The sequence below is a fragment of the Collinsella aerofaciens genome (genome assembly GCF_002736145.1).
In the GTDB taxonomy this organism is placed as follows: Bacteria; Actinomycetota; Coriobacteriia; order Coriobacteriales; family Coriobacteriaceae; genus Collinsella; species Collinsella aerofaciens_A.
On record NZ_CP024160.1, the window covers coordinates 2,148,786 to 2,169,744 of the forward strand.

Sequence of the window (20,959 nt, forward strand, 5' to 3'; positions counted from 1 at the left end):
ATCGACTAGTCGCGCAGGATGATGTCCATGGCGAGCATCAGGTTGCGCTCGTCGATGGTAAACGGGGCGGCCTCGCGCGTCTTGGGCTTGGCACAAAACGCGATGCCCGTGCCTGCGGCCTGGATCATGGGGATGTCGTTGGCGCCGTCGCCGATCGCGACCGTATGGGCTATGTCGACGCCGCACTCAACTGCCCAGTCCAACAGCTGGATAAGCTTGGACTCCTTGGTCACGATGTCTGCCGCCAGCTTACCCGTGATCTTGCCGTCCACGACCTCCAGGCGGTTAGCCAGGCAAAAGTCGATGCCCGCGGCGGCCACGATCTTATCGGCGACCTCGTGAAAGCCGCCGCTTACCACGCCGACCTTCCAGCCCTTGCTGTGCGCCGAGCGCACAAGCTCCAGCGCGCCGGGGGTAAACGTCACGCGCTCAAAGGTGCGCTCGAACACGCTCTCGTCCAAGCCGGCAAGCAGCCCCACGCGCTCCTCGAGCGCCTGCTTAAAGTCGAGCTCGCCGCGCATGGCGCGCTCAGTGATCTGTGCCACCTGCTCGCCTACGCCGGCCTCCTCGCCCAACAGGTCGATGACCTCCTGGTTGATGAGCGTGGAGTCGATATCCATAACGATGAGGCGTGCGGTCATGACGGGCCTTTCCGAGTGCAGTTGTATTGGGGCACATTGTCGCACGTGACGAGCGCGGGCGGGTGCCGCGGCGCGTCAATTGTTTCGTCTCCGTCAAGTCTTTGGGCAGGAGCTACTTTTCCACGGCACATCGACACAGGTGCGATAAGATAGAACGCCATGTCTGGCTGCGCGGTTTACGCAGGCCGGGCAAATCTGTACGACGCCGCCCGGAACGACACGGGGCGGCACAGATCCATAAAGGAGGATCACTGGTATGAGCCAGACCCGTCCCATCGACGAGCATTCCATGCACACCCGTACCTGCGGCGAGCTTCGCCGCGAGAACGTGGGCGAAGAGGTCACCCTCACCGGTTGGGTGAGCCGTCGCCGCGACCACGGCGGCCTTATCTTCTGCGACCTTCGCGACCGCGAGGGCATCACGCAGCTCACCTTCGACCCCGAGCACTCCGACGGCGACGCCTTTAAGATCGCCGAGACTATGCGTCCCGAGTGGCCCATCAAGATCCATGGCGTCGTGCGCGCCCGTGGCGAGGAGACCACCAACACCAAGCTCGCGACCGGCGAGATCGAGGTCCTGACCGATCATGCCGAGGTGCTCAACACTTCCGTCACCCCGCCGTTCCAGATCGAGGACGGCATCGAGACCAGCGAGGACACCCGCCTGCGCTATCGCTATCTGGACCTCCGTCGTCCCGAGATGATGGCCAACCTCAAGCTGCGCTCCGACTTTACCTTTGCCATTCGCGAGGCGCTGCACAACCGTGAGTTCATGGAGGTCGAGACGCCCTCCCTGTTTAAGTCCACGCCCGAGGGCGCCCGCGACTTCATCGTCCCCAGCCGCATCCAGCCGGGCAACTTCTACGCCCTGCCGCAGTCCCCGCAGCTCCTGAAGCAGCTGCTCATGGTCGGTGGCGTCGAGCGCTACTATCAGGTCGCCAAGTGCTTCCGCGACGAGGACTTGCGTGCCGACCGCCAGCCCGAGTTCACCCAGGTCGATATCGAGATGTCCTTCGTGGACCAGAACGACGTTATGAGCGCACTCGAAGAGGTCCTGGCCGACGCCTTCGGCCGCATGGGTGTCGAGATGCCCACGCCGCTGCGTCGCATGGACTATTGGGAGGCCATGGACACCTATGGCTCCGACAAGCCCGATACTCGCTACGGCATGCACCTGGTCGACCTGACCGACATCTTTGCCAACTCCAAGTTCAAGGTCTTTGCGACTGCTGCAAACGAGGAGGGCTCTGTCGTCAAGGCCATCAACGCCAAGGGCGCCGGTGCCTGGGCACGTGCCAAGATCGATAAGCTCGCCGGCGTGGCCTCCACGTTTGGCGCCAAGGGCCTGGCCTGGATCGCTTTCCGCGAGGATGGCTCCATCAACAGCCCCATCGTCAAGTTCTTCTCGGACGAGGAGATGGCGGCTCTGCGTGAGCGCATGAACGTCGAGCCCGGCGACCTTGTGATGTTCGCCGCCGGTCCGCGCCTGCTCTCTGACGAGATCCTGGGCGGCATGCGTTCCCACATGGCTAACGCGCTCGAGATCAAGCGCGAGGGCCACGACTTCCTGTGGGTCGTCAACTTCCCGCTGTTCCACTGGGACGAGGATCGCAAAGCCTATGCTGCCGAGCACCAGCCCTTTACCCTGCCGACCGAGACCGACATCGCCAAGATCGAGGCCGATCCGCTGGCAGCCGGTTCCTGCACCTACGACTTTGTCATGGACGGCTTTGAGGCCGGCGGCGGCGGTATGCGTATCCACAACGCCGAGATGCAGATGTCCATGCTCAAGCTCCTGGGCTTTACCGAGGAGCGCGCCGAGTCGCAGTTTGGCTTCCTCATGGAGGCCCTCAAGTTTGGTGCACCCCCGATGGGCGGTTTTGCTCTGGGCCTGGACCGCGTGTGCATGCTGCTCACCGGCTCCGACTCCATTCGCGACGTCATGGCGTTCCCTAAGACGGCCAGCGGCTCCGACCTTATGTCGGGCGCTCCGAGTGCTGTTTCCGGCGCCCAGCTCAAGGACGTCAGCCTGCGCTTGATGTAGGCGAGTGGCTGCATATTGCCTGTAACGAGGGAAGGACGCGTTCCTTCCCTCGTTTTTTGTGGGACGGGGGTGCGCCGGTAACGTACAATAACTACCACGTGGCTGGGTTTGCCGGCCGAATGTGCGATGCCGCGGGAGGGGACATGGTCGAGTTTACAAAGACGATTAAAGATCCGTTGGGACTACATGCCCGCCCGGTTGCGCTGCTCTACGACATCATTGCCAAGCATCGTAGCGACGTATCGGTCAGCATCGGCGATCGTCACACGGATGGCCGCGATGTGATGGGGCTCATGGCTCTCTACGGCGAATGTGGCGAGGACATCATCTTTCGCGTTTCGGGCGTGGATGAGGCCTCCTGCGTCACATCGATCAGAAACCTCTCGCTTTAACCGCAATAATGTGGCAAAGGGGCAGCTCCCTTTGTTGCATAAATTGGTATGACAAGGCACCGCAAAGAGATGGTCTTTGCGGTGCCTCTTTTGTTTCGTATAGGAAACTTTTTCGAAAACTGAATGAGGACCCTTTCCAAAAAGTTAACCACGTGTTAGTTTACTAAAGCGAACATAGACGTGGTTAACTTTTACCGCGTCGATGTTGAGGACGAACCGACGTTAGGAGCTCACTCATGTCTTGCGGACCGCAGATGCCGGCTATGCCGCTTTCGATGGTAAAGGCGGGCGAAACCGTGCGCGTGTCTCGTGTAAAGGGCAATGAGGACATGAAGCACCACCTCAAGGACCTCGGCTTTGTCGAGGGCAGCGAGATCCACGTGGTGAGCTCGAGTGGCGCCAACATCATCGTCACGGTGCTGGGCGCACGCTTTGGCATCGATTCCAAGGTTGCCATGCACATCATGACCGTCGGTTAGTCCGCAGCATTCTGTAAAAACTGAAAGGGGGACAAATAAATGAAGACGTTGGGTGACGTTAAGGTGGGCGAGAGCTCTACCATCGTCAAGCTTCACGGTGAGGGCGCGCTGCGCCGCCACCTCATGGACCTGGGGCTCATCAAGGGCACGTCGTTTAAGGTCGTGAAGGTCGCGCCGCTCGGAGATCCGGTCGAGATCAACGTGCGCGGCTACGAGCTTTCCATTCGCAAGGAGGAGGCTGCCGTCGTCGAGGTCCAGTAAGGACTCGCGGCGCATATTTCTGCAGATAAAGTTAGGTTTTTCTAACTTAATCCAGCATCTTTGAAGCACATTATCCAGCCCGCGCGGAGAAAGCAGCGCGGGCACACAAGGAAGAAGGATTGAATGGCGGATTCTCAGATCCATGTCGCGCTGGCGGGTAACCCCAACTGCGGCAAGACCACGCTTTTCAACCTGATCACCGGCGCCAACGGCTACGTTGGCAACTGGCCGGGCGTCACGGTTGAGAAAAAGGAAGCCAAGCTCCTGAGCGACAAGAGCGTCACGATTACGGACCTCCCCGGCATCTACTCGCTTTCCCCCTACAGCCCCGAGGAGCAGTGCTCGCGCGACTACCTCATGAGCGGCGAGCCCGATGTCGTTGTCCAGGTGGTCGATGCCACCAACCTCGAGCGCAACCTGTACCTGGCGCTTCAGGTTATCGAGACCGGCCTGCCCGTGGTCGTTGCCCTCAACATGGCCGACCTGGTCGAGAAGAACGGCGACAAGATTGACACGGACAAGCTTTCCAAGAAGCTCGGTTGTCCGGTCATGATGATCTCGGCCCTTAAGAACAAGGGCATCAAGGAGCTGTTCGAGCAGGTCAAGAAGTCCGCTGCTTCCAAGGGCCAGGTGCCGGAGCACAAGTTCGACTCTTCCATCGAGGACGTTCTGGACCACATCGAGAACAATCTGCCGGCGAGCGTTCCCGCCAACAAGCGTCGCTACTACGCCGTCAAGCTGTTCGAGCGCGACGCGGACGCCTGCAAGCTCATCAACCTCACCAAGGAGAAGGCCGCTCGCGTGGAGCAGCTGGTCGCTCAGTGCGAGCAGGACTGCGACGACGACGCTGAGTCCATCATCACCGGCGAGCGTTATGGCGTGATCGCCCACATCATCGACGAGTGCCTTACCAAGGCTCCGGCCAAGATGAGCACCTCCGAGAAGATCGACCGCGTGGTTACCAACCGTATCCTGGGCCTGCCGATCTTCGTCGTCATCATGTTCTGCGTGTACTACATCGCCGTTTCCACCCTAGGCGGCACGGTGACCGACTTCACCAACGACCAGCTCTTCGGCACCGACGGTTGGTACGTGCTCGGTCAGGGCCGCGATGCCTACGACGCAGCTGTTGAGGCTGCGGGCGACAACGCCGACTCGGTCGACCCGGCGCAGTATGGGCCCTATGTCCCGGGTATCACCACCATGGTGCACGACGCCCTTGTGGCGGGCGGCACCGAGGACGGCGGCCTGGTCGATTCACTGGTCTGCGACGGCATCGTCGGCGGCCTGGGCGCCATCTTCGGCTTCGTCCCGCAGATGTTCCTGCTCTTTGTGATGCTGTCCTTCCTGGAGGACTGCGGCTACATGGCCCGCGTCGCCTTTATCATGGACCGCGTGTTCCGCCGCTTCGGCCTGTCCGGTAAGTCCTTTATCCCCATGCTCGTGTCCTCGGGCTGCGGCGTCCCCGGCGTCATGGCCACCAAGACCATCGAGAACGAGAAGGACCGTCGCATGACGGTCATGACGACCACGTTCATTCCCTGTGGCGCCAAGCTGCCGATCATCGCCCTGCTCATGGGTTCCATCATCGGCGATTCTTCCACCACCGCCGCGTGGATCAGCCCGCTGTTCTACTTCTTGGGCGTCTTTGCCGTCATCGCCTCGGGCCTCATGCTTAAGAAGACCAAGCTCTTCGCCGGCCGCCCGACGCCGTTCGTTATGGAGCTTCCTGCCTACCACTTCCCGGCGATCCGCTCTTGGGCGCTGCACGTGTGGGAGCGCTGCTGGGCCTTTATCAAGAAGGCCGGTACGGTCATCTTCGCGTCCACCGTTGTGGTGTGGTTCCTGTCCAACTTTGGTAGCTACAACGGCACGTTTGGCTTCCTGCCTGCTATGGAGGGCATCCCCGAGGAGTTCATGGACTACTCCGTGCTTGCCATGCTGGGCAACCTGGTCGCCTGGATCTTCGCCCCGCTCGGCTTTAGCACCTGGCAGGCAACTGCGCTGACCGTCTCGGGCCTTGTCGCTAAGGAGAACGTCGTCGCCACCGCCGGTTCGCTGCTGTCCGTCGCCGACGCCGGCGAGACCGACCCGAGCCTGTGGACCGCGTTTGCCGGCATGTTCCCGACTATGGGCGCTTGCGTTGCCTTTGGCGCGTTCAACCTGCTGTGCGCTCCATGCTTTGCCGCCATGGGCACCATCCGCAACCAGATGGACTCCGGCAAGTGGACCGCGATCGCCATCGGCTACGAGTGCGCCTTCGCATGGGTTATCGGCCTGTTCATCAACCAGTTCTACAACCTGCTCGTTCTGGGCCAGTTTGGTATCTGGACGGTTGTGGCTATCGTGCTGCTGGTTGCGATGCTCTTCCAGATCTTCCGTCCCATGCCCAAGCACGCTTGGACCGACGAGGATGAGACCAACACTGCTTCCGCCGCAGTTTCCGCTTAAGTCCGAATAAGGATCGGCCCCTTTTCACGAGCCCGGGTGTCCCAGCGACACTCGGGCTTTTTGGTGAGGGAGATGTGGCGTTTCCGCAGATAAAACCGATCAAAATATACCTGTCCCTTTTTGGCAGGTGGAGAATGGGGTAAAGTAAGTGTTGGTTAACTAGAGGAGGCTTGCTATGGCACCTATCGATATTGTTGTACTGGCTGTTATCGGTATTGCGTTTGTCGCCGTGTGCGTGCGCATCTACCGCAAGGGCACCTGCGCCGACTGCGCTCAGGGTGGCGTTTGCACGGGGCATTGCTCCAACAAAAAGACGTGCGCCGCACTTAAGGGCGTGGACAAAATTGCCGAAGACTTGGGCCGCGGTATCAAATAAAGGTCCAGGCACCCAAGCGCCTCGCGAGCATCCGTTCGCGGGGCGCTTTGCACATTTGGGGGAGAGCGCGGCGAGTTGAAGAGTGATTTTGGGGTATCGTTACCTGTACTGTTAATTGGCAACTTATCTATAACGGAGTAACCCCATGAGCGCTCGCGTAACCATGAAGGACATAGCCGCCGAGCTTGGCGTTTCCATCAATACCGTGCACAAGGCCCTGACGGGTAAGGCCGGCGTGAGCGAATCCGTGCGCTCCAAGGTGAATGCTAAGGCCGAGGCCATGGGTTACCATCGCAATACGAGTGCCTCGAGCCTGCGACGCAAGGATATCAACCTGGTGTTTTGCCTGCCCCGCGCATCGCGCGAGGGGGCGTACTTTTTCCGTTACCTTTGGGAAGGCTGCAACCGCTTTGAGCGGGAGGTCATCGATCAGGGCATTACGGTTGAGCGCTTAGAATTTGGCGTGGGCGGCTACGCCGATGCGCTCGAGCAGATTGATGAGCGTCTGCAGGTAGGCGAGAAGATTGACGGCCTGCTTGCCTATGTTCCGGGCGATGACCGCGCAACCGAGCTTTTGAGGCAGATTGCCGAGGCGGGTGTGGCGATTGAGCTCGTCGACGGCGACCGACCGCACCTCGATCGCCTGGGCGCCAGTCTGGCGGACTATTCCGCGGCGGGCAGTCTTATGGCAGAGCAGGCGGCAAATCTGGTCCACGCTTCTGGGGCTGACGCCCGCGTGCTCCTGTTGGCGGGCGACCCCTATACCGATTCACACTACCTGACCGCCCGCGCCTTTCATAATTACCTGCGCGAACACGATATTCCATGGCAAGTTGAGGACCTTGCCGGCGCCCATGCGCAAGTCAAACAGCTCGAGCGCGAGCTTGAGCAGCGCTTGAGTGCGCCGGATGCTCCCGAGCTCATCTGTAGCGTTTTTGCCGTTGGTTCCGAGGTGGTCGCCGACGCGCTTGTTTCAAGCGGCAAGGCCGGCAAGGTCATGGTAATCGGCAACGACCTGTTCCCCGAGAGCGCCTTGGCCTTGCGCCGTGGCATCTTTACTAATATTGTCTATAAGGACCCGGTGAGCTTGGCCTACCGTGGCGCTAAGACCTTGGGCGAGTATCTGCTGTGGGGTAAAACTCCGGCGGAGCCCGTGCAGAAGGGTGCTGTGGAGATGGTGTTTGCCAGCAACGTCGACCGCTACTGCGAGCTTGCGGGAATTTAGCCGTTTAGTCAGGTACCCCCTCTTGCGACGTGCATTTTTTGGAGTATTCAGCAATGGCGTGTCCCGAAAGAGGCTAGGACGACTGTTTCAAGTGCCCCCGATGGCGTAATTCGCCATCGGGGGCACTTATTTATGCCGATTGGGCGCAATATGAGCATCAGATAGGGCTCCGAAGACGGTGCGCGGTGCGCTCCGATGCTGAATACTCCCAAAAATGCACGGCGGAACATGACCCACCTGGCCAAAGCGCTCAAGTTCGGTATTCGGGGACGCCTGCCAATTCGCAATACATACAAGTCACGGCTCCAGTAACCGTTGAACGGGCAAAATCGACCGTTCACCCCATGGTGGTTAGGTGAACGTTCACCTTTTAAGTCGCAATGAATTAGTATAGTGAACGTTCACCTAGAGGATAACGAGCGCATCGTGCGCCCGCTCCGCCAACAAAGGGGTTGTTTGATGAAAAACTTCATGGACGATCAGGATTTCCTGCTGAGCACCAAAACCGGCGAGGAGCTGTTCCACAACTTTGCCGAGGGTATGCCCATCGTTGACTACCACTGCCACATTTCTCCCAAGGAGATCTGGGACGACAAGCGTTTTGAGAACATCACCGAGGTTTGGCTGGGCGGCGACCACTACAAGTGGCGCCTAATGCGTGCCAACGGCGTCGACGAGCGCTTCATTACCGGCGATGCCCCTGCTCGCGAGAAGTTCCAGAAGTGGGCCGAGACCCTGGGCCGCTGCGTGGGCAACCCCGTCTTTGAGTGGAGCCACCTGGAGCTTAAGCGTTACTTTGGCTACGAGGGCGTCCTGAACGGCAAAACCGCTCAGGAGGTCTGGGACCTTGCCAACGCCAAGCTCGCTGAGGCCAGCTTTACCTGCCGCAACCTGATCAAGCAGTCCAACGTCCGCATGATCTGCACTACCGACGACCCCGCCGACAGCTTTGAGTGGCACAAGAAGATTGCCGCCGACGACAGTTTTGACGTTCAGGTCGTTCCCGCCATGCGCCCCGATGCCGCCCTGCGCATCGAGCGTGGCCAGGAGTTCGCCGACTACTGCAAGCATCTCTCCGAGGTTGCTGGCGTTGAGATCAGCGACTTCGAGGGCATGAAGGCTGCCATCTCCAAGCGCTACGACGTTGCCCACGAGCTGGGCTGCCGCGCTTCCGACCACGCGCTCGACTACGTTATGTACGTTCCGGCTACCGCCGACGAGATCGAGGCCATCTTTGCCAAGGGCCTTGCCGCCGAGCCGCTTACCGAGGACGAGGTCCTCAAGTACAAGACGGCCTTTATGCAGTTCGTCGCCGGCGAGTATGTCCGCCTTGGCTGGGCCATGCAGCTGCACTTTGGCTGCAAGCGTGACAACAACCGCGCTATGTTCGCCAAGCTCGGTCCCGACACCGGCTACGACTGCATCTCCAACTACACGCCGTCCGACCAGCTGGCCGATTTCCTCAACTCCATCCAGGAGTCCACGGGTCTGCCCAAGACCATCCTGTACAGCCTGAACCCCATCGACAACACCATGATCGATACCGTGATGGGCTGCTTCCAGGAGGCTCCGACCGCCGGCAAGATCCAGAACGGCTCTGCCTGGTGGTTCAACGACAACGAGGTCGGTATGCGCGAGCAGCTCACGGCTCTGGCTAACGAGGGCGTGCTGGGCAACTTTGTGGGCATGCTTACCGATTCCCGCTCCTTCCTGTCCTACCCGCGTCACGAGTACTTCCGTCGCGTGCTGTGCGGCGTGATCGGCGAGTGGGTCGAGCAGGGCAAGTATCCGGCCGACATGGAGCTGCTGGGAGCCATCGTGCGCGACATCAGCTACAACAATGCAGTCCGCTACTTTGGCTTTGACCTGGATACCGTCGAGGCCTAAACCCGCATCGAATCACACCGAACTCGGGAGCGCCGTTGCCACACGCGGCGCCCCCGTTTTGCCTGCACGCTAACAGCAATCTAAGGAGAGACATCGATGGAGAACATCAGCTACGAGACGCTCGAGAAGATCGGCTACAAGGGCTACCTGCTGCCCAAGGACGCGCCCGAGAAGGTTCTGCAGTTTGGCGAGGGCAATTTCCTGCGCGCCTTTGTCGACCGCTTCTTTGACATGGGCAACGAGGCAACCGGCTGGAACGGCAAGGTTGTCATGGTCCAGCCCATCAGCGGTGCCTTTGGCTTTGCCGACGGCATTAACGCTCAGGATGACCTGTACACCGTGCTGGTGCGCGGCAAGGAGAGCGGCAACACGGTCGACGAGTCCCGTGTGATCAGCGCCTGCAGCCGCTGCCTCAATCCGTATCGCGAGGACGACTACCGCGCCATGATGGAGGTCGCCGTCTCCGACGATTTGGAGATTATCGTCTCCAACACCACCGAGGCCGGTATCGCCTACGATCCGTCCTGCAAGGCCGACGACATGCCGCCCGCGAGCTTCCCCGCCAAGCTTGTCCAGGTCCTTCACACTCGCTGGGCTGCCGGTAAGCCGGGCGTCATCGTGCTCGCCTGCGAACTCATCGATCACAACGGCGAGGAGCTGCTGCGCATCATGAACCAGTACGTGAGCGACTGGGGCTGGGAGGATGAGTTCTCGCAGTGGATGGCCAACGACTGCACCGTCTGCACCACGCTCGTCGACACTATCGTCCCCGGCCGCATCCGCGACCCCAAGGAGGCCGCTGCCGTGGCCGAGCGCCTGGGCTACGAGGATCCCTTCCTGGCCGTGCGCGAGCCCTTCCAGATGTGGGGTATCCAGGGCGATGAGTCGCTTGCCGAGAAGCTGCCCTTCGTGAAGGCCGGCCTGCCGGGCGTCTTTGTGACCCCCGACGTCACCCCGTACAAGAAGCGCAAGGTCCGCATCCTCAACGGTGCCCATACCGCCTTTGTCCCGGGTTCCTGGGTTGCCGGCTTTGACATCGTGCGCGATTGCATGCACGACGAGATCGTTCGTGGCTTCATGAACACGATGCTCTACGACGAGGTCATCCCGACGCTTGCCGCCGATCTGGATGTCGAGGACTGCAAGGCCTTTGCCGCCGCCGTCGAGAACCGCTTCGACAACCCGTTTATCGATCACGCGCTGCTCTCCATTTGCCTCAACTCCACGGCCAAGTGGCGCGCTCGCGATCTGCCCACGCTCAAGGACTATGTTGCCGAGACCGGCAGCCTGCCCAAGTGCCTGGCCACGAGCCTCGCTACGCTCATTGCCTTCTATACGCAGGAGCTTGTGTCCCGCGAGGGCGATGGCCTGCACCTGCGCCGTGCCGACGGCACCGAGTATACCGCTCAGGACGACGCCTTCGTGCTCGATTTCTACGCCGCCCACGCCGGTGCAGACGATGCCGAGCTGGTGCACGACGTGCTCAGCAACGAGCAGATGTGGGGCGAGGACCTTACGCAGATCACCGGTCTTGAGGAGTTTGTCGTCAACGCGCTTGCCGTCGTGCGCGCCGAGGGCGCCAAGCAGGCATTTGCCAACGCCCAGGCCTAAATCCTTCTGTGCGCCCGCCGGGCAACTGGCGGGCGCCCGCTGACTTCTGCTCAACCTGTAGGGTTAGGACTCTTTGTAATGAATACTATCCAGATCAATCCGGCCGACAACGTGATCGTTGCGCTGTCGCCGCTTGCCAAGGGCACCGCCGTCGCGGTTCCCGGGGTGGGCGAGGTCGTGGCCGCGGAGGATATTCCGCAGGGCCACAAGATGGCCGTGCGCGCCATTGCGGCGGGGGAGGACGTCGTCAAGTACGGTCTTCCTATCGGCCACGTGACGGGCGACATCCAGCCCGGTCAGTGGCTTCATACGCATAACGTCAAGACTAACCTTTCGGGCGAGGTCGAGTACGCTTACAACCCGACGCATCCGGTCGTTGAGCCGGTTGAGCCCGAGACCTTTATGGGCTTCCGCCGCGCCGACGGCCGCGCCGCGACGCGCAACGAGCTGTGGATCATCCCCACGGTCGGCTGCGTCAACGAGGTCGCGCGTGCCATGTGCGAGCAGGCTCAGGATCTGGTCGAGGGTTCGCTGGAGGGCGTTTACTACTTCCCGCATCCCTTTGGCTGCTCGCAGACCGGTGCCGACCATGCCCAGACGCGTCGTCTGTTGGTGGCGCTCTCGCGTCACGCAAACGCTGCGGGTGTGCTGTTCCTGTCCCTCGGTTGCGAAAACTGCACGCACCAGCAGGTACTCGACGAACTCGGTGACTTCGATCACGAGCGCGTTCGCTTCCTCACCTGCCAGGATGTAGCCGACGAGCAGGTCGAGGGCCACAAGATTCTGTCTGAGCTGGCCGACCTGGCCAAGCAGGCCAAGCGTGAGCCCATTCCGGCCTCCGAGCTGGTCATTGGCCTTAAGTGCGGTGGCTCTGACGGTCTTTCGGGCATTACCGCCAACCCCACGATCGGTCGCGTGAGCGATATGGTCGTCGCCCGCGGCGGCACGTCGGTGCTCACCGAGGTGCCCGAGATGTTTGGCGCGGAGAGCATTCTGCTCGATCGTTGCGAGAGCCAGGACGTCTTCAATGCCGCCTCCGACATGCTCAACGGCTTTAAGGACTACTTTATCAGCCACGGCGAGGTCGTCTATGAGAACCCGAGCCCCGGCAACAAGGACGGCGGCATTACCACGCTCGAGGACAAGAGCTGTGGCTGCGTGCAAAAGGGTGGGTCTGCCCCCATCGTCGACGTGCTGCCGTATGCCGGCCGGGCAACTAAACATGGTCTGAACATGCTGTGCGGTCCGGGCAACGACATGGTATCCACCACGGCCCTGACGGCTGCTGGCTGTCACGTGATTCTATTCTCGACCGGCCGCGGCACGCCGTTTGGCGCACCGGCGCCTACGCTCAAGGTGTTCACCAACCAGCGTCTGTGCGACCACAAGGCCAACTGGATGGACTTTAACGCCGGCGTGGTGGCTACGGGCGAGCGCACGCTCGATGAGGCTGCCGGCGACCTGTACCAGATGGTGCTGGACACGGCGAGCGGCAAGCTTACGAGCGCCGAGCGTCGCGGCTGCCACGAGATCAGCATCTGGAAGGACGGCGTCTGCCTGTAGCGGCAAATGGATTCGCATAGGCCACTGTTGACCATGGCCCCGTCGGGAGTGTTCCCGGCGGGGCCATGTTTGTTCTGTCTGTTCGGGCGTGTCTTTCTGAGGGTACGGGAGCGGCGAAAACAATAAACGTTCACCTAATCGACCTCAAATTTAAACCCACTCAATACCCATGTAATCGTGATTTTTTTCAAGTCAGATGTCCGTTTAACGGCAAAAAACGACCGTTCAAGGATAATATACAAGTGAACGTTCACCTATCATAAGCAATCGCGCATAATCTAGCTAAACGTTCACCCTACGAGTGGACGACATGCAGACAGACATCGGTATGGACTCCAATGTCTTGTTACAAGACAATCGAGAAAAGAGAGGGAGCTCGATGACTAACAAGATCGGTAAAAAGCGCAAGATCACATTCTGGACGCGCTTGGGCTTTGGTATGGGCGGCATGCTCAACTCCGGTGCCCTGAGCTTTACGCACAGCTACATGGTGCTGTTCCTGTCCACGGAGTGTGGTCTGTCCGCAGGCGAGGCTGCGCTGATCAGCTCGTTCGCCATCTATCTCAACGCCATTCTGTGCCCGCTCATGGGCTTTGTGGCCGATAACTTCTACGCTACCAAGATCGGCCGCATCTTTGGCCGCCGCCGTTTCTGGATCTTGCTGGCTATCCCGATGATGGTCGCCGAGCCGCTCATCTTTGTGGCTACGCCGTTTGGTTTCCCGTACTACTTTGTGTTGTACCTGATCTACAACGTCGCGTACACGTTCTGCACCGCCAACCTGTCGCCGCTTACCATCGAGATGACCGATGACTTCAAGGAGCGTACGTACCTCACCGGCTACAAGCACCTCTTTGGTAACGCCGCCGGCTTCCTGATGGCAGCACTCGTCGGCTTTGGCTTTGGCACCTTCGGCGAGACCAACCCGTTCAGCTACTTCATTATTGCTACGATTAACGCTTCGGTCATGGCAATCTCGCTGCTCTGCGTGTACCTGTCTACGTGGGAGCACACCCCCGAGGAGGTCGCTCAGGAGAAGATCGAGAGCGTCGGCGAGGGTATCAAGAAGTTTTTCATCGACGTTATCTCTACCTTCCGCAACAAGTCCTTCCGCAAGGTCCTGTATGCGCAGGTCTCCACGAAGCTCGCCGCTGCCTGCTGGTCTGCGTGCCTGTCCTTCTTCATCGTCTACTGTCTGCAGATTCCTAAGTCCTACGAGTCCGTGATGGAGATGCCCGGCAAGGTCGTCGCTATCGTCTGCACCGCCATCTGGGTCGCCCTCATGGCCAAGAAGGGCTTCCACAAGTCTTGGTACCTGGCAAACGTCGGTTGCGCCGCGTGCATCATCGCCTACAACTACTTCGCCTTTGGTCAGATCAACGGCACCTCCACGGTCGCCATCGCCATGATCGCCTACCCCATCATCTTCGCCATCTGGAAGTTCTTCTACGTTGGCTTCCAGTATCTGCCCGATGTTCTGCTCAACTACATCCCCGATGTCGATGAGCTCATCACCCTGCGTCGCCGCGAGGGCATCTACAGCTCCGCTCAGCAGCTCTGCCAGCAGATTGCCCAGGCTGTTGCCGTCAACGTATGGGCTATCGTCCTTGCTGCCTCCGGCTTCATTCAGACCGCCGGCAACAGCGACGCCGTGACCCAGCCCGCCACCGTGCCTCTGTACATTTGCGGCTACATGCTCATCGGCTGCGCCGGCTTCTTCCTGCTCGCGGCTGTCCTTGCCCGCGGCATCAAGATCGACAAGGAGCAGTGCGACATCCTTTGCGACGAGATCCACCGTGTCAAGGAGGGTGGCAAGATGGCCGACGTCAAGCCCGAGGTCAAGGCGCTTTGCGAGGAGCTCTCCGGCTTTAAGTACGAGGACTGCTTCGCCCACAACAATGTTGGCTTCCAGGACGGCAGCGTAATTCCCGCCGAGTAGGGCCAACGCATTGTCCAAACCAAAGGGCCGTGCCACCGGAGATCCACCGGCGGGTGCGGCCCTTTTTTAAAAACGAGTAGTATGAACTTCTGATTACATTTGAGGGAGAGACCCATGGAGACGAACGTTATCTGGCGCAACGCCCGCGCGGCCGTTATCGAGCTCGACGATGGCGGCTACTTTACCTGTGCCGATACGTGGGAAATCTTTGTCAACGATGAGCCCGCCGGTACCACGAATACGGTCGAGACCTATGTTGACGGCCTGGTTCCCGGCAGGCGCAACCTGATCCGCTTTGTCTGCGGCGAGCGCGAGTTGAGCGTAGGCGTCACCACGCCGGCGGAGCCCTTTACCATCAACGTTCGCGACTGCGGAGCCAAGGGCGATGCCGAGCACGATGACACCACCAACATTCAGGCTGCCATCATGGCCTGCCCCAAGGGCGGGCGCGTGCTGATCCCCGCCGGCAACTACCGCATCAAGTCCCTCTTCCTTAAGAGCAATATCAACATCGAGCTTGCCGAGGGCGCGGTGCTGCTGGCCCGTCACGACCGCGCGGCGCTTGCCTACATTCCGGGCACGGTCACGGGCGACGAGGGCGCCGGGTATGCCGGCACCGACATGCTGCCCCTGGGCCGCTGGGAAGGCGAGAGCTTTTCGGCCTACTGTTCGACCTTTACGGGCCTGAGCGTGCACGACGTGTGCATCTATGGCCGCGGCGCCATCGACGGCCAGACCGATTTTGCCGAGGACAACTGGTGGAACAAGGACTTTAAGAACATCTTCCGTCCCGAGGAGGGCCGCGAGGTCGCCCGCCCACGCATGATTTTCCTGTCCGAGTGCGAAAACGTGAGCCTTGCCGGCTTTACCGTACGCAACAGCCCGGCGTGGAATATCCATCCCATCCTGTGCGAGCACGTCGATGCCCTGTGCCTGTCAATCGAAGGTCCCAAGAACTCCCACAACACCGACGGCTTCGATCCCGAGAGCTGCGGTTTTGTCCGCGTCCTTGGCTGCCAGTTCTCGGTGGGCGATGACTGCATCGCCATCAAGAGCGGCAAACTGGGCATCGAGCCCGAGCTTCGTCCCGCTACGCACGATATGCTCGTCTCGCACTGCTACATGCACGATGGCCACGGCGCCGTGGTGCTGGGATCCGAGGCTGCCGGCGGCATCAAGGACCTTACCGTGAGCAAGTGCCTCTTTGAGCGCACCGACCGTGGCCTGCGCGTCAAGACCCGCCGCGGCCGCGGCAAGGACGCCGTCAACGAGGGCATCACCTTCGAGCACATTCGCATGGACAAGGTGCTCACGCCCTTCGTGGTCAACTCGTTCTACTTCTGCGATAAGGACGGCAAGACCGACTATGTCCAGAGCCGCGACGCGCTGCCCGTCGACGACCGTACGCCCGGCTTTGGCGCCACGACGTTTTGCGATATCGAGGCCACCAACTGCCATGCGGCCGCGGCCTATATCACGGGCCTTCCCGAGAGCAAGGTGACGCGCCTGACGTTCCAGGATATCCATGTGACCTTTGCCGCCGCTGCCGAGCCCTTTGTGCCGGCCATGGCCTGCGGCGTGGAGCCCATGGTGCGCCAGGGCATCATCGCGCAGAACGTGAAAGTCCTCGACCTGCAGAACGTGCGCATCGAGGGTCAGGATGGCGACGAGCTGCAGTTGCAAAACGTCGACAAGGTTATCCGCGCGTAGGGTAGTGCTCTTGCACAAGTGAATACGGTATGTTGAGGCGTGCGACGGTCGGGTCTGCCCGGCTGTCGCACGCAATCTATAGGTGTCGGTATTGCATGGTGGGTGTTCTGTGACAGAAAGCGTAATGACAGATGAGTGGTAAAGAACAGCTCTTTGAGGTGTCGCTCGAACGCGAAGGCGCGTATCGCAGTATTTCGGCGGCGCTCGAGGCGGCGGAGCGGTGTGTACCCGATGCGACCGTGCCGGTGCGCGTGCTGGTGGCGCCGGGCGAGTACCGCGAACAGGTCGAAATTCGTCGTCCGCATGTGACGCTCGAGGGCGAGACCGCCGACAGCGTGCGTATCGTGGGCGGCCTGGGCGCCAAGATGCCTTCGGAAGACGGTAGCGGCCAGGATGGAAGACTCGGCACCTTCCGTACGTATACGGTGCTGGTCGATGCCGACGACGTGACGCTTGCGGGCCTAACGATCGAAAACGATGCCGGTGACGGTCGCGAGGTCGGCCAGGCGATTGCCCTGTATGCCGACGGCGACCGCCTAGTGGTCGATACCTGCCGCATCCTGGGCCATCAGGACACGCTCTTTTTGGGGCCGCTGCCGCCGCACGAGGCCAAGCCGGGCGGCTTTATAGGCCCCAAGCAGTTCGCCCCGCGCCGGGTGGGGCGGCAGTATTTTCGACGTTGCCGGATCGAGGGCGATGTCGACTTTATCTTTGGCGGCGCGCATGCCTACTTTGAGGGGTGTGAGATTCGCTCGCTCAACCGCGATATGGATGTCAACGGGTATGTAACGGCAGCCTCCACGCCTCAGGGCGAGCCGTACGGATTTGTGTTTCATGGCTGTTCGTTTACAGCCGATGAGGGCATTGCCCCCGGATCGGTCTATCTGGGTCGTCCATGGCGCGAGTGGGCCCAGACCGTTTTGCTCGAATGCTGGCTGGGCCCCCATATTTCACTCGAGGGTTGGTGGGATTGGAATAAGCCAGCGGCACATGACGGCACCCTGTATGCCGGCGGTGCCCTGTTTGGCCCGGCGGGTGATACTGCCGCTTGGGTGCCGTGGGCGCATTGCCTGACCGGTCAGGATTCCGAACGCTATGCGCGTGACCGAGTGCTTGCCGGCACGGATGGTTGGGATCCCGAGGGCGGCGACGGTGATGCGGTAGAGACGGCCGGGCTATCTGCCAATGGCCGCACCGTGCACATCGAGACGTACTACGAGGACGAGCCTGCGCTGCGCGCCCGACTGAAGCGCGAAGGGCGCTCGGCCGCATTTACGGGCAAGACTCCCACAGACTTTGAGGTATGGAAGGCTGCGACCAGGACTCGTCTGTACGATATTTTGGGTCTTTCGCTTATGGACCGCGCCCCGATTGAGATTCGTGAACTCAATCGCGTGCGGGTTGCCGGCAGCATCGTGCGTACTCATGCGGTGTTGCAGGTTGAGCACGATGTGTGGATGCCGTTTTACCTGTTGGAGCCGTCCCGCCCCAAGCTTGACGAGCGGGGACTCAAGCGCTGTTATATCTGCCCACATGGTCACCAGGGGGCGGGTGCTGCAAGCATAGCCGGCGTTGTGGGCGTGCCGGCGGTCGACGATGCCGTGCGTAAGTTCAATTACGACTACGGTCTGCGTTTGGCGCGCATGGGTTACGTGACCGTCTGCCCCGATGCGCGTGGTTGGGGATACCGTCGTGACTGGAAGGGTCAGGGCGACGACGAGAACAGCTACCTGCGCGGTACGTGTCTGAATCAAGCACGTATGGCCGAGCCGCTGGGTCTTACGGTCGCGGGCCTCAACGCCTGGGACAACATGCGCTTGATTGATTACTTGGAGACGCGCGGTGACATTGCCATGGACGACCTGGGCTGCTTTGGTTTTTCGGGCGGCGGTTACATGACGTTGTACCTGGCCGCGCTCGACCCGCGCGTGCGCAAGGCGTTTGTCTCGGGCTATCTGTATGGCGTTGATGACTCGCTGCTGCATCTCAATGGAAACTGCAGCTGCAATTACACCCCTGGACTCTGGCGTCTGCTCGACATGGGGGACATCGCCTCGCTTATCGCACCGCGCCCGCTCTTGGTTCAAAGCTGTGAGAAAGACCATCTCAACGGCGCCCGCGGGCTTGCGAACGTAGACGAGCAGCTCGATATCGTTCGCGACGCCTACGCGCTGCTGGGCAAGGACGAAAACCTTCTGCACGAGGTGTGTCCGGGTGGACACCATCTTGGCGTGGCGCATCTTGCCGAGGATATCGAATGGCTCGATTCGCAAGTTGCAGAATGCGCCCACGCATAGCCCCTCGGCATGTTGCGAATGAACGGTATGTACCTGTATGACCGCCGGTGTGCGGGTGAGGAGAAGAATATGGAACCGAAAAACTTGAGCGAATCGACCATCTGCTGCTTTGGCGATTCGACCACCTGGGGCGATAACGGATGCGGCGGGGGAGGCAACGACATCTCTTGGACCTCGCACCTGGGTGCGCTGCTGGGCGGCGCTACGATCGAGAACTTTGGTATTAAGGGTTCGCGTATTGCCGTCAAGGCCGACCGTAGCGATTCGTTTGTCGAGCGCTTGGACGGCATCGATCACACGGCAGATATCTGCATCGTTTTTGGCGGCGTTAACGACTTTAGCCGTAACGTGCCGCTGGGAGAGCTGGGCAGCACGGACGTGCACGAGTTCTACGGTGCGCTCGACTACCTGATCCGCACCATCACGGCGCGCTCGCCTCAGGCAAAGCTGGTGTTTATGACGCCGTGCAAGACGAGCGGCAAACACGAGAAGGATATTCCGGCAAGCAACGAGGCCAACCATCTGGGCCTGACGCAAGACGCCTATGTGCGCGCGATGCTGGAGGTCTGCGATCGCTACTCGGTGCCGGTGATCGACCTGTATGCGCAAAGCGGCATCAGCCCGTTTTTGCCGGAGCACCGCGAGCTCTACATGCCGGACGGTCTGCATTACAGCCCTGCCGGCTATGAGCGCCTGGCGCATCGCATCGCTGCGGGCCTCACCGCCGTTTGCCGTTAAAAGGCTGCCGTTCACGGGGATTATAGGGTTAACGTTCACCCTATAATCCCCGTTCGCGTTACACTAGGTTAACGTTCACCCATCAATAACGTCAGAGGGGACAGCAATGGGTTGCAATCAGATTCTGGACCGTTATATCGAGCAGTTGATCGAGACCTCTACGCCTCAGGCGCCGGCCTGGAATATCGAAAAGCTTCGCGCCGGCAAGGAAAACACCTGGAACTATATCGATGGCTGCATGATCAAGGCACTCATCGAGCTGTACGAGATCACCGGCGAGCAGCGTTACCTGACCTTCGCCGACGACTATATCGACTTCTTTGTCCAGGATGACGGCACCATCAAGCATTACGATCCCCAGGAGTACAACCTCGACAACGTCAACGCGGGCAAAACCCTCTACAAACTCTATGACCTGGTGGGCAAGCCCAAGTACCGTGCCGCCATGGATACCATCTATCGTCAGCTCGAAACCCAGCCGCGTACCAAAGAGGGTGTGTTTTGGCACAAGGCCGTCTACCCCAACCAGATCTGGCTCGACGGCATGTACATGGCGCAGCCGTTCTACATGCAGTACGAGCTGAGCTTCCACAACCGCCGTGCCTGCTCGGATAGCTTCCATATGTTCCAAGTGGTGCACGATTTGATGCGCAACCCCCTCAACGGCCTGTACTATCACGCCTACGACGCGAGCCGCAAGCAGTTCTGGTGCGATCCCGTCACCGGCCTTTCGGCCAACTTCTGGCTGCGCGCCGAGGGCTGGTTCGCCATGGCGCTCATCGATACCTGGGAGCTCATGCCGCCCTCGATGTCGGCCGAGAAGGACGAGATCCGCAAGATGTTCCACGACCTGATCGACGCCATGCTGCCGTATCAGGACGAGAAGACCGGCATGTGGCACCAGGTCATCAACCTGCCCAATATCGCCCCCAACTATCTGGAGGAGTCGGGCAGCGCCATCTTTGCCAACGCCATCATGAAGGGCGTGCGCCTGGGCGTGCTGGGCGAGCGCTACTACCAGTACGGCCGCCGTGCGTTTGACGGCATCTGCGACACGTGCCTGTCCGAGCGCGACGGACAGCTGGCGCTCGACAACATCTGCCTGGTGGCGGGTCTTGGCAACACCGCGCACCGCGAGGGCACGTTTGGCTACTACATGAGCGAGCCCGTCGTCAAAAACGACGCGAAGGGCGTGGCGCCGCTGGTGCTCGCCTATATCGAGACCATGCATCATGACAAGTTGGCCGGTAAGCGCGATCCGCTCGCCCCTTCGGGCGTGTGCTCCATCGATGACCCGTTTGGCGGCTACACCCCGGGCATCAATGCTCATAAGGGGCGTGAATAG

16 protein-coding genes are annotated in these 20,959 nt (G+C 60.5%); 15 read left to right on the forward strand and 1 reads right to left on the reverse strand.

What is annotated here, in order from left to right:
* Positions 1-5: 5 nt before the first annotated feature.
* Entirely contained in the window at positions 6-641 is a 636-nt protein-coding gene (gene serB / locus CSV91_RS09315) for a phosphoserine phosphatase SerB (protein ID WP_099432649.1), read from the reverse strand.
* A 256-nt stretch (positions 642-897) separates the two neighbouring features.
* Between serB and aspS the strand changes: the two genes are divergently transcribed.
* The 15 genes from aspS (at position 898) to CSV91_RS09390 (ending at position 20,959) form a co-directional block, all read left to right on the forward strand.
* Positions 898-2,685 (forward strand): aspartate--tRNA ligase, encoded by a 1,788-nt coding sequence (gene aspS / locus CSV91_RS09320; protein WP_099432650.1) that lies wholly within the window; start codon positions 898-900, stop codon positions 2,683-2,685.
* Positions 2,686-2,828: 143 nt separating this feature from the next.
* Positions 2,829-3,077, forward strand: a complete 249-nt coding sequence (locus CSV91_RS09325) for an HPr family phosphocarrier protein (protein ID WP_022094361.1) — start codon at positions 2,829-2,831, stop codon at positions 3,075-3,077.
* 236 nt (positions 3,078-3,313) lie between these two features.
* Entirely contained in the window at positions 3,314-3,556 is a 243-nt protein-coding gene (locus CSV91_RS09330; protein WP_040358815.1) for a FeoA family protein, read from the forward strand.
* A gap of 39 nt (positions 3,557-3,595) precedes the next feature.
* Entirely contained in the window at positions 3,596-3,817 is a 222-nt protein-coding gene (locus tag CSV91_RS09335; RefSeq protein WP_006234774.1) for a FeoA family protein, read from the forward strand.
* A gap of 123 nt (positions 3,818-3,940) precedes the next feature.
* Complete coding sequence (gene feoB, locus CSV91_RS09340) at positions 3,941-6,268, forward strand: ferrous iron transporter B (protein ID WP_099432652.1); 2,328 nt, start codon at positions 3,941-3,943, stop codon at positions 6,266-6,268.
* Positions 6,269-6,443: 175 nt separating this feature from the next.
* A complete protein-coding gene (locus CSV91_RS09345; protein ID WP_035136858.1) occupies positions 6,444-6,644 on the forward strand; it encodes a hypothetical protein in 201 nt (66 codons plus the stop codon).
* Positions 6,645-6,789: 145 nt separating this feature from the next.
* Positions 6,790-7,869 carry a substrate-binding domain-containing protein gene (locus CSV91_RS09350; protein WP_099432653.1) on the forward strand — a complete coding sequence of 360 codons (1,080 nt, stop codon included), beginning with the start codon at positions 6,790-6,792 and terminating at the stop codon, positions 7,867-7,869.
* Between the two features lie 459 nt (positions 7,870-8,328).
* Complete coding sequence (gene uxaC / locus CSV91_RS09355) at positions 8,329-9,756, forward strand: glucuronate isomerase (RefSeq protein ID WP_099432654.1); 1,428 nt, start codon at positions 8,329-8,331, stop codon at positions 9,754-9,756.
* Positions 9,757-9,852: 96 nt separating this feature from the next.
* Complete coding sequence (locus CSV91_RS09360; RefSeq protein ID WP_099432655.1) at positions 9,853-11,367, forward strand: tagaturonate reductase; 1,515 nt, start codon at positions 9,853-9,855, stop codon at positions 11,365-11,367.
* A 78-nt stretch (positions 11,368-11,445) separates the two neighbouring features.
* A complete protein-coding gene (locus CSV91_RS09365; protein WP_099432656.1) occupies positions 11,446-12,930 on the forward strand; it encodes a UxaA family hydrolase in 1,485 nt (494 codons plus the stop codon).
* A gap of 379 nt (positions 12,931-13,309) precedes the next feature.
* The gene (locus CSV91_RS09370) at positions 13,310-14,869 is read left to right on the forward strand and encodes an MFS transporter (protein WP_157758022.1); all 1,560 of its coding nucleotides are present in this window, start codon (positions 13,310-13,312) and stop codon (positions 14,867-14,869) included.
* 114 nt (positions 14,870-14,983) lie between these two features.
* Positions 14,984-16,579, forward strand: a complete 1,596-nt coding sequence (locus tag CSV91_RS09375) for a glycoside hydrolase family 28 protein (protein ID WP_099432658.1) — start codon at positions 14,984-14,986, stop codon at positions 16,577-16,579.
* A 131-nt stretch (positions 16,580-16,710) separates the two neighbouring features.
* A complete protein-coding gene (locus CSV91_RS09380) occupies positions 16,711-18,876 on the forward strand; it encodes a pectinesterase family protein (protein ID WP_099432659.1) in 2,166 nt (721 codons plus the stop codon).
* Positions 18,877-18,945: 69 nt separating this feature from the next.
* Positions 18,946-19,614 carry an SGNH/GDSL hydrolase family protein gene (locus CSV91_RS09385; protein ID WP_232049606.1) on the forward strand — a complete coding sequence of 223 codons (669 nt, stop codon included), beginning with the start codon at positions 18,946-18,948 and terminating at the stop codon, positions 19,612-19,614.
* A 106-nt stretch (positions 19,615-19,720) separates the two neighbouring features.
* Entirely contained in the window at positions 19,721-20,959 is a 1,239-nt protein-coding gene (locus CSV91_RS09390) for a glycoside hydrolase family 88/105 protein (protein WP_099432661.1), read from the forward strand.

Bases quoted from the DNA above. Each gene is read 5' to 3' on its own strand.
- CSV91_RS09385 (WP_232049606.1), top strand. From the start codon at position 18,946: ATGGAACCGAAAAACTTGAGCGAATCGACCATCTGCTGCTTTGGCGAT.
- CSV91_RS09390 (WP_099432661.1), top strand. From the start codon at position 19,721: ATGGGTTGCAATCAGATTCTGGACCGTTATATCGAGCAGTTGATCGAG.
- uxaC (WP_099432654.1), top strand. From the start codon at position 8,329: ATGAAAAACTTCATGGACGATCAGGATTTCCTGCTGAGCACCAAAACC.
- CSV91_RS09325 (WP_022094361.1), top strand. From the start codon at position 2,829: ATGGTCGAGTTTACAAAGACGATTAAAGATCCGTTGGGACTACATGCC.
- CSV91_RS09360 (WP_099432655.1), top strand. From the start codon at position 9,853: ATGGAGAACATCAGCTACGAGACGCTCGAGAAGATCGGCTACAAGGGC.
- CSV91_RS09375 (WP_099432658.1), top strand. From the start codon at position 14,984: ATGGAGACGAACGTTATCTGGCGCAACGCCCGCGCGGCCGTTATCGAG.
- CSV91_RS09345 (WP_035136858.1), top strand. From the start codon at position 6,444: ATGGCACCTATCGATATTGTTGTACTGGCTGTTATCGGTATTGCGTTT.
- serB (WP_099432649.1), bottom strand. From the start codon at position 641: ATGACCGCACGCCTCATCGTTATGGATATCGACTCCACGCTCATCAAC.
- CSV91_RS09330 (WP_040358815.1), top strand. From the start codon at position 3,314: ATGTCTTGCGGACCGCAGATGCCGGCTATGCCGCTTTCGATGGTAAAG.
- CSV91_RS09335 (WP_006234774.1), top strand. From the start codon at position 3,596: ATGAAGACGTTGGGTGACGTTAAGGTGGGCGAGAGCTCTACCATCGTC.
- aspS (WP_099432650.1), top strand. From the start codon at position 898: ATGAGCCAGACCCGTCCCATCGACGAGCATTCCATGCACACCCGTACC.
- CSV91_RS09370 (WP_157758022.1), top strand. From the start codon at position 13,310: ATGACTAACAAGATCGGTAAAAAGCGCAAGATCACATTCTGGACGCGC.
- feoB (WP_099432652.1), top strand. From the start codon at position 3,941: ATGGCGGATTCTCAGATCCATGTCGCGCTGGCGGGTAACCCCAACTGC.
- CSV91_RS09350 (WP_099432653.1), top strand. From the start codon at position 6,790: ATGAGCGCTCGCGTAACCATGAAGGACATAGCCGCCGAGCTTGGCGTT.
- CSV91_RS09365 (WP_099432656.1), top strand. From the start codon at position 11,446: ATGAATACTATCCAGATCAATCCGGCCGACAACGTGATCGTTGCGCTG.
- CSV91_RS09380 (WP_099432659.1), top strand. From the start codon at position 16,711: ATGAGTGGTAAAGAACAGCTCTTTGAGGTGTCGCTCGAACGCGAAGGC.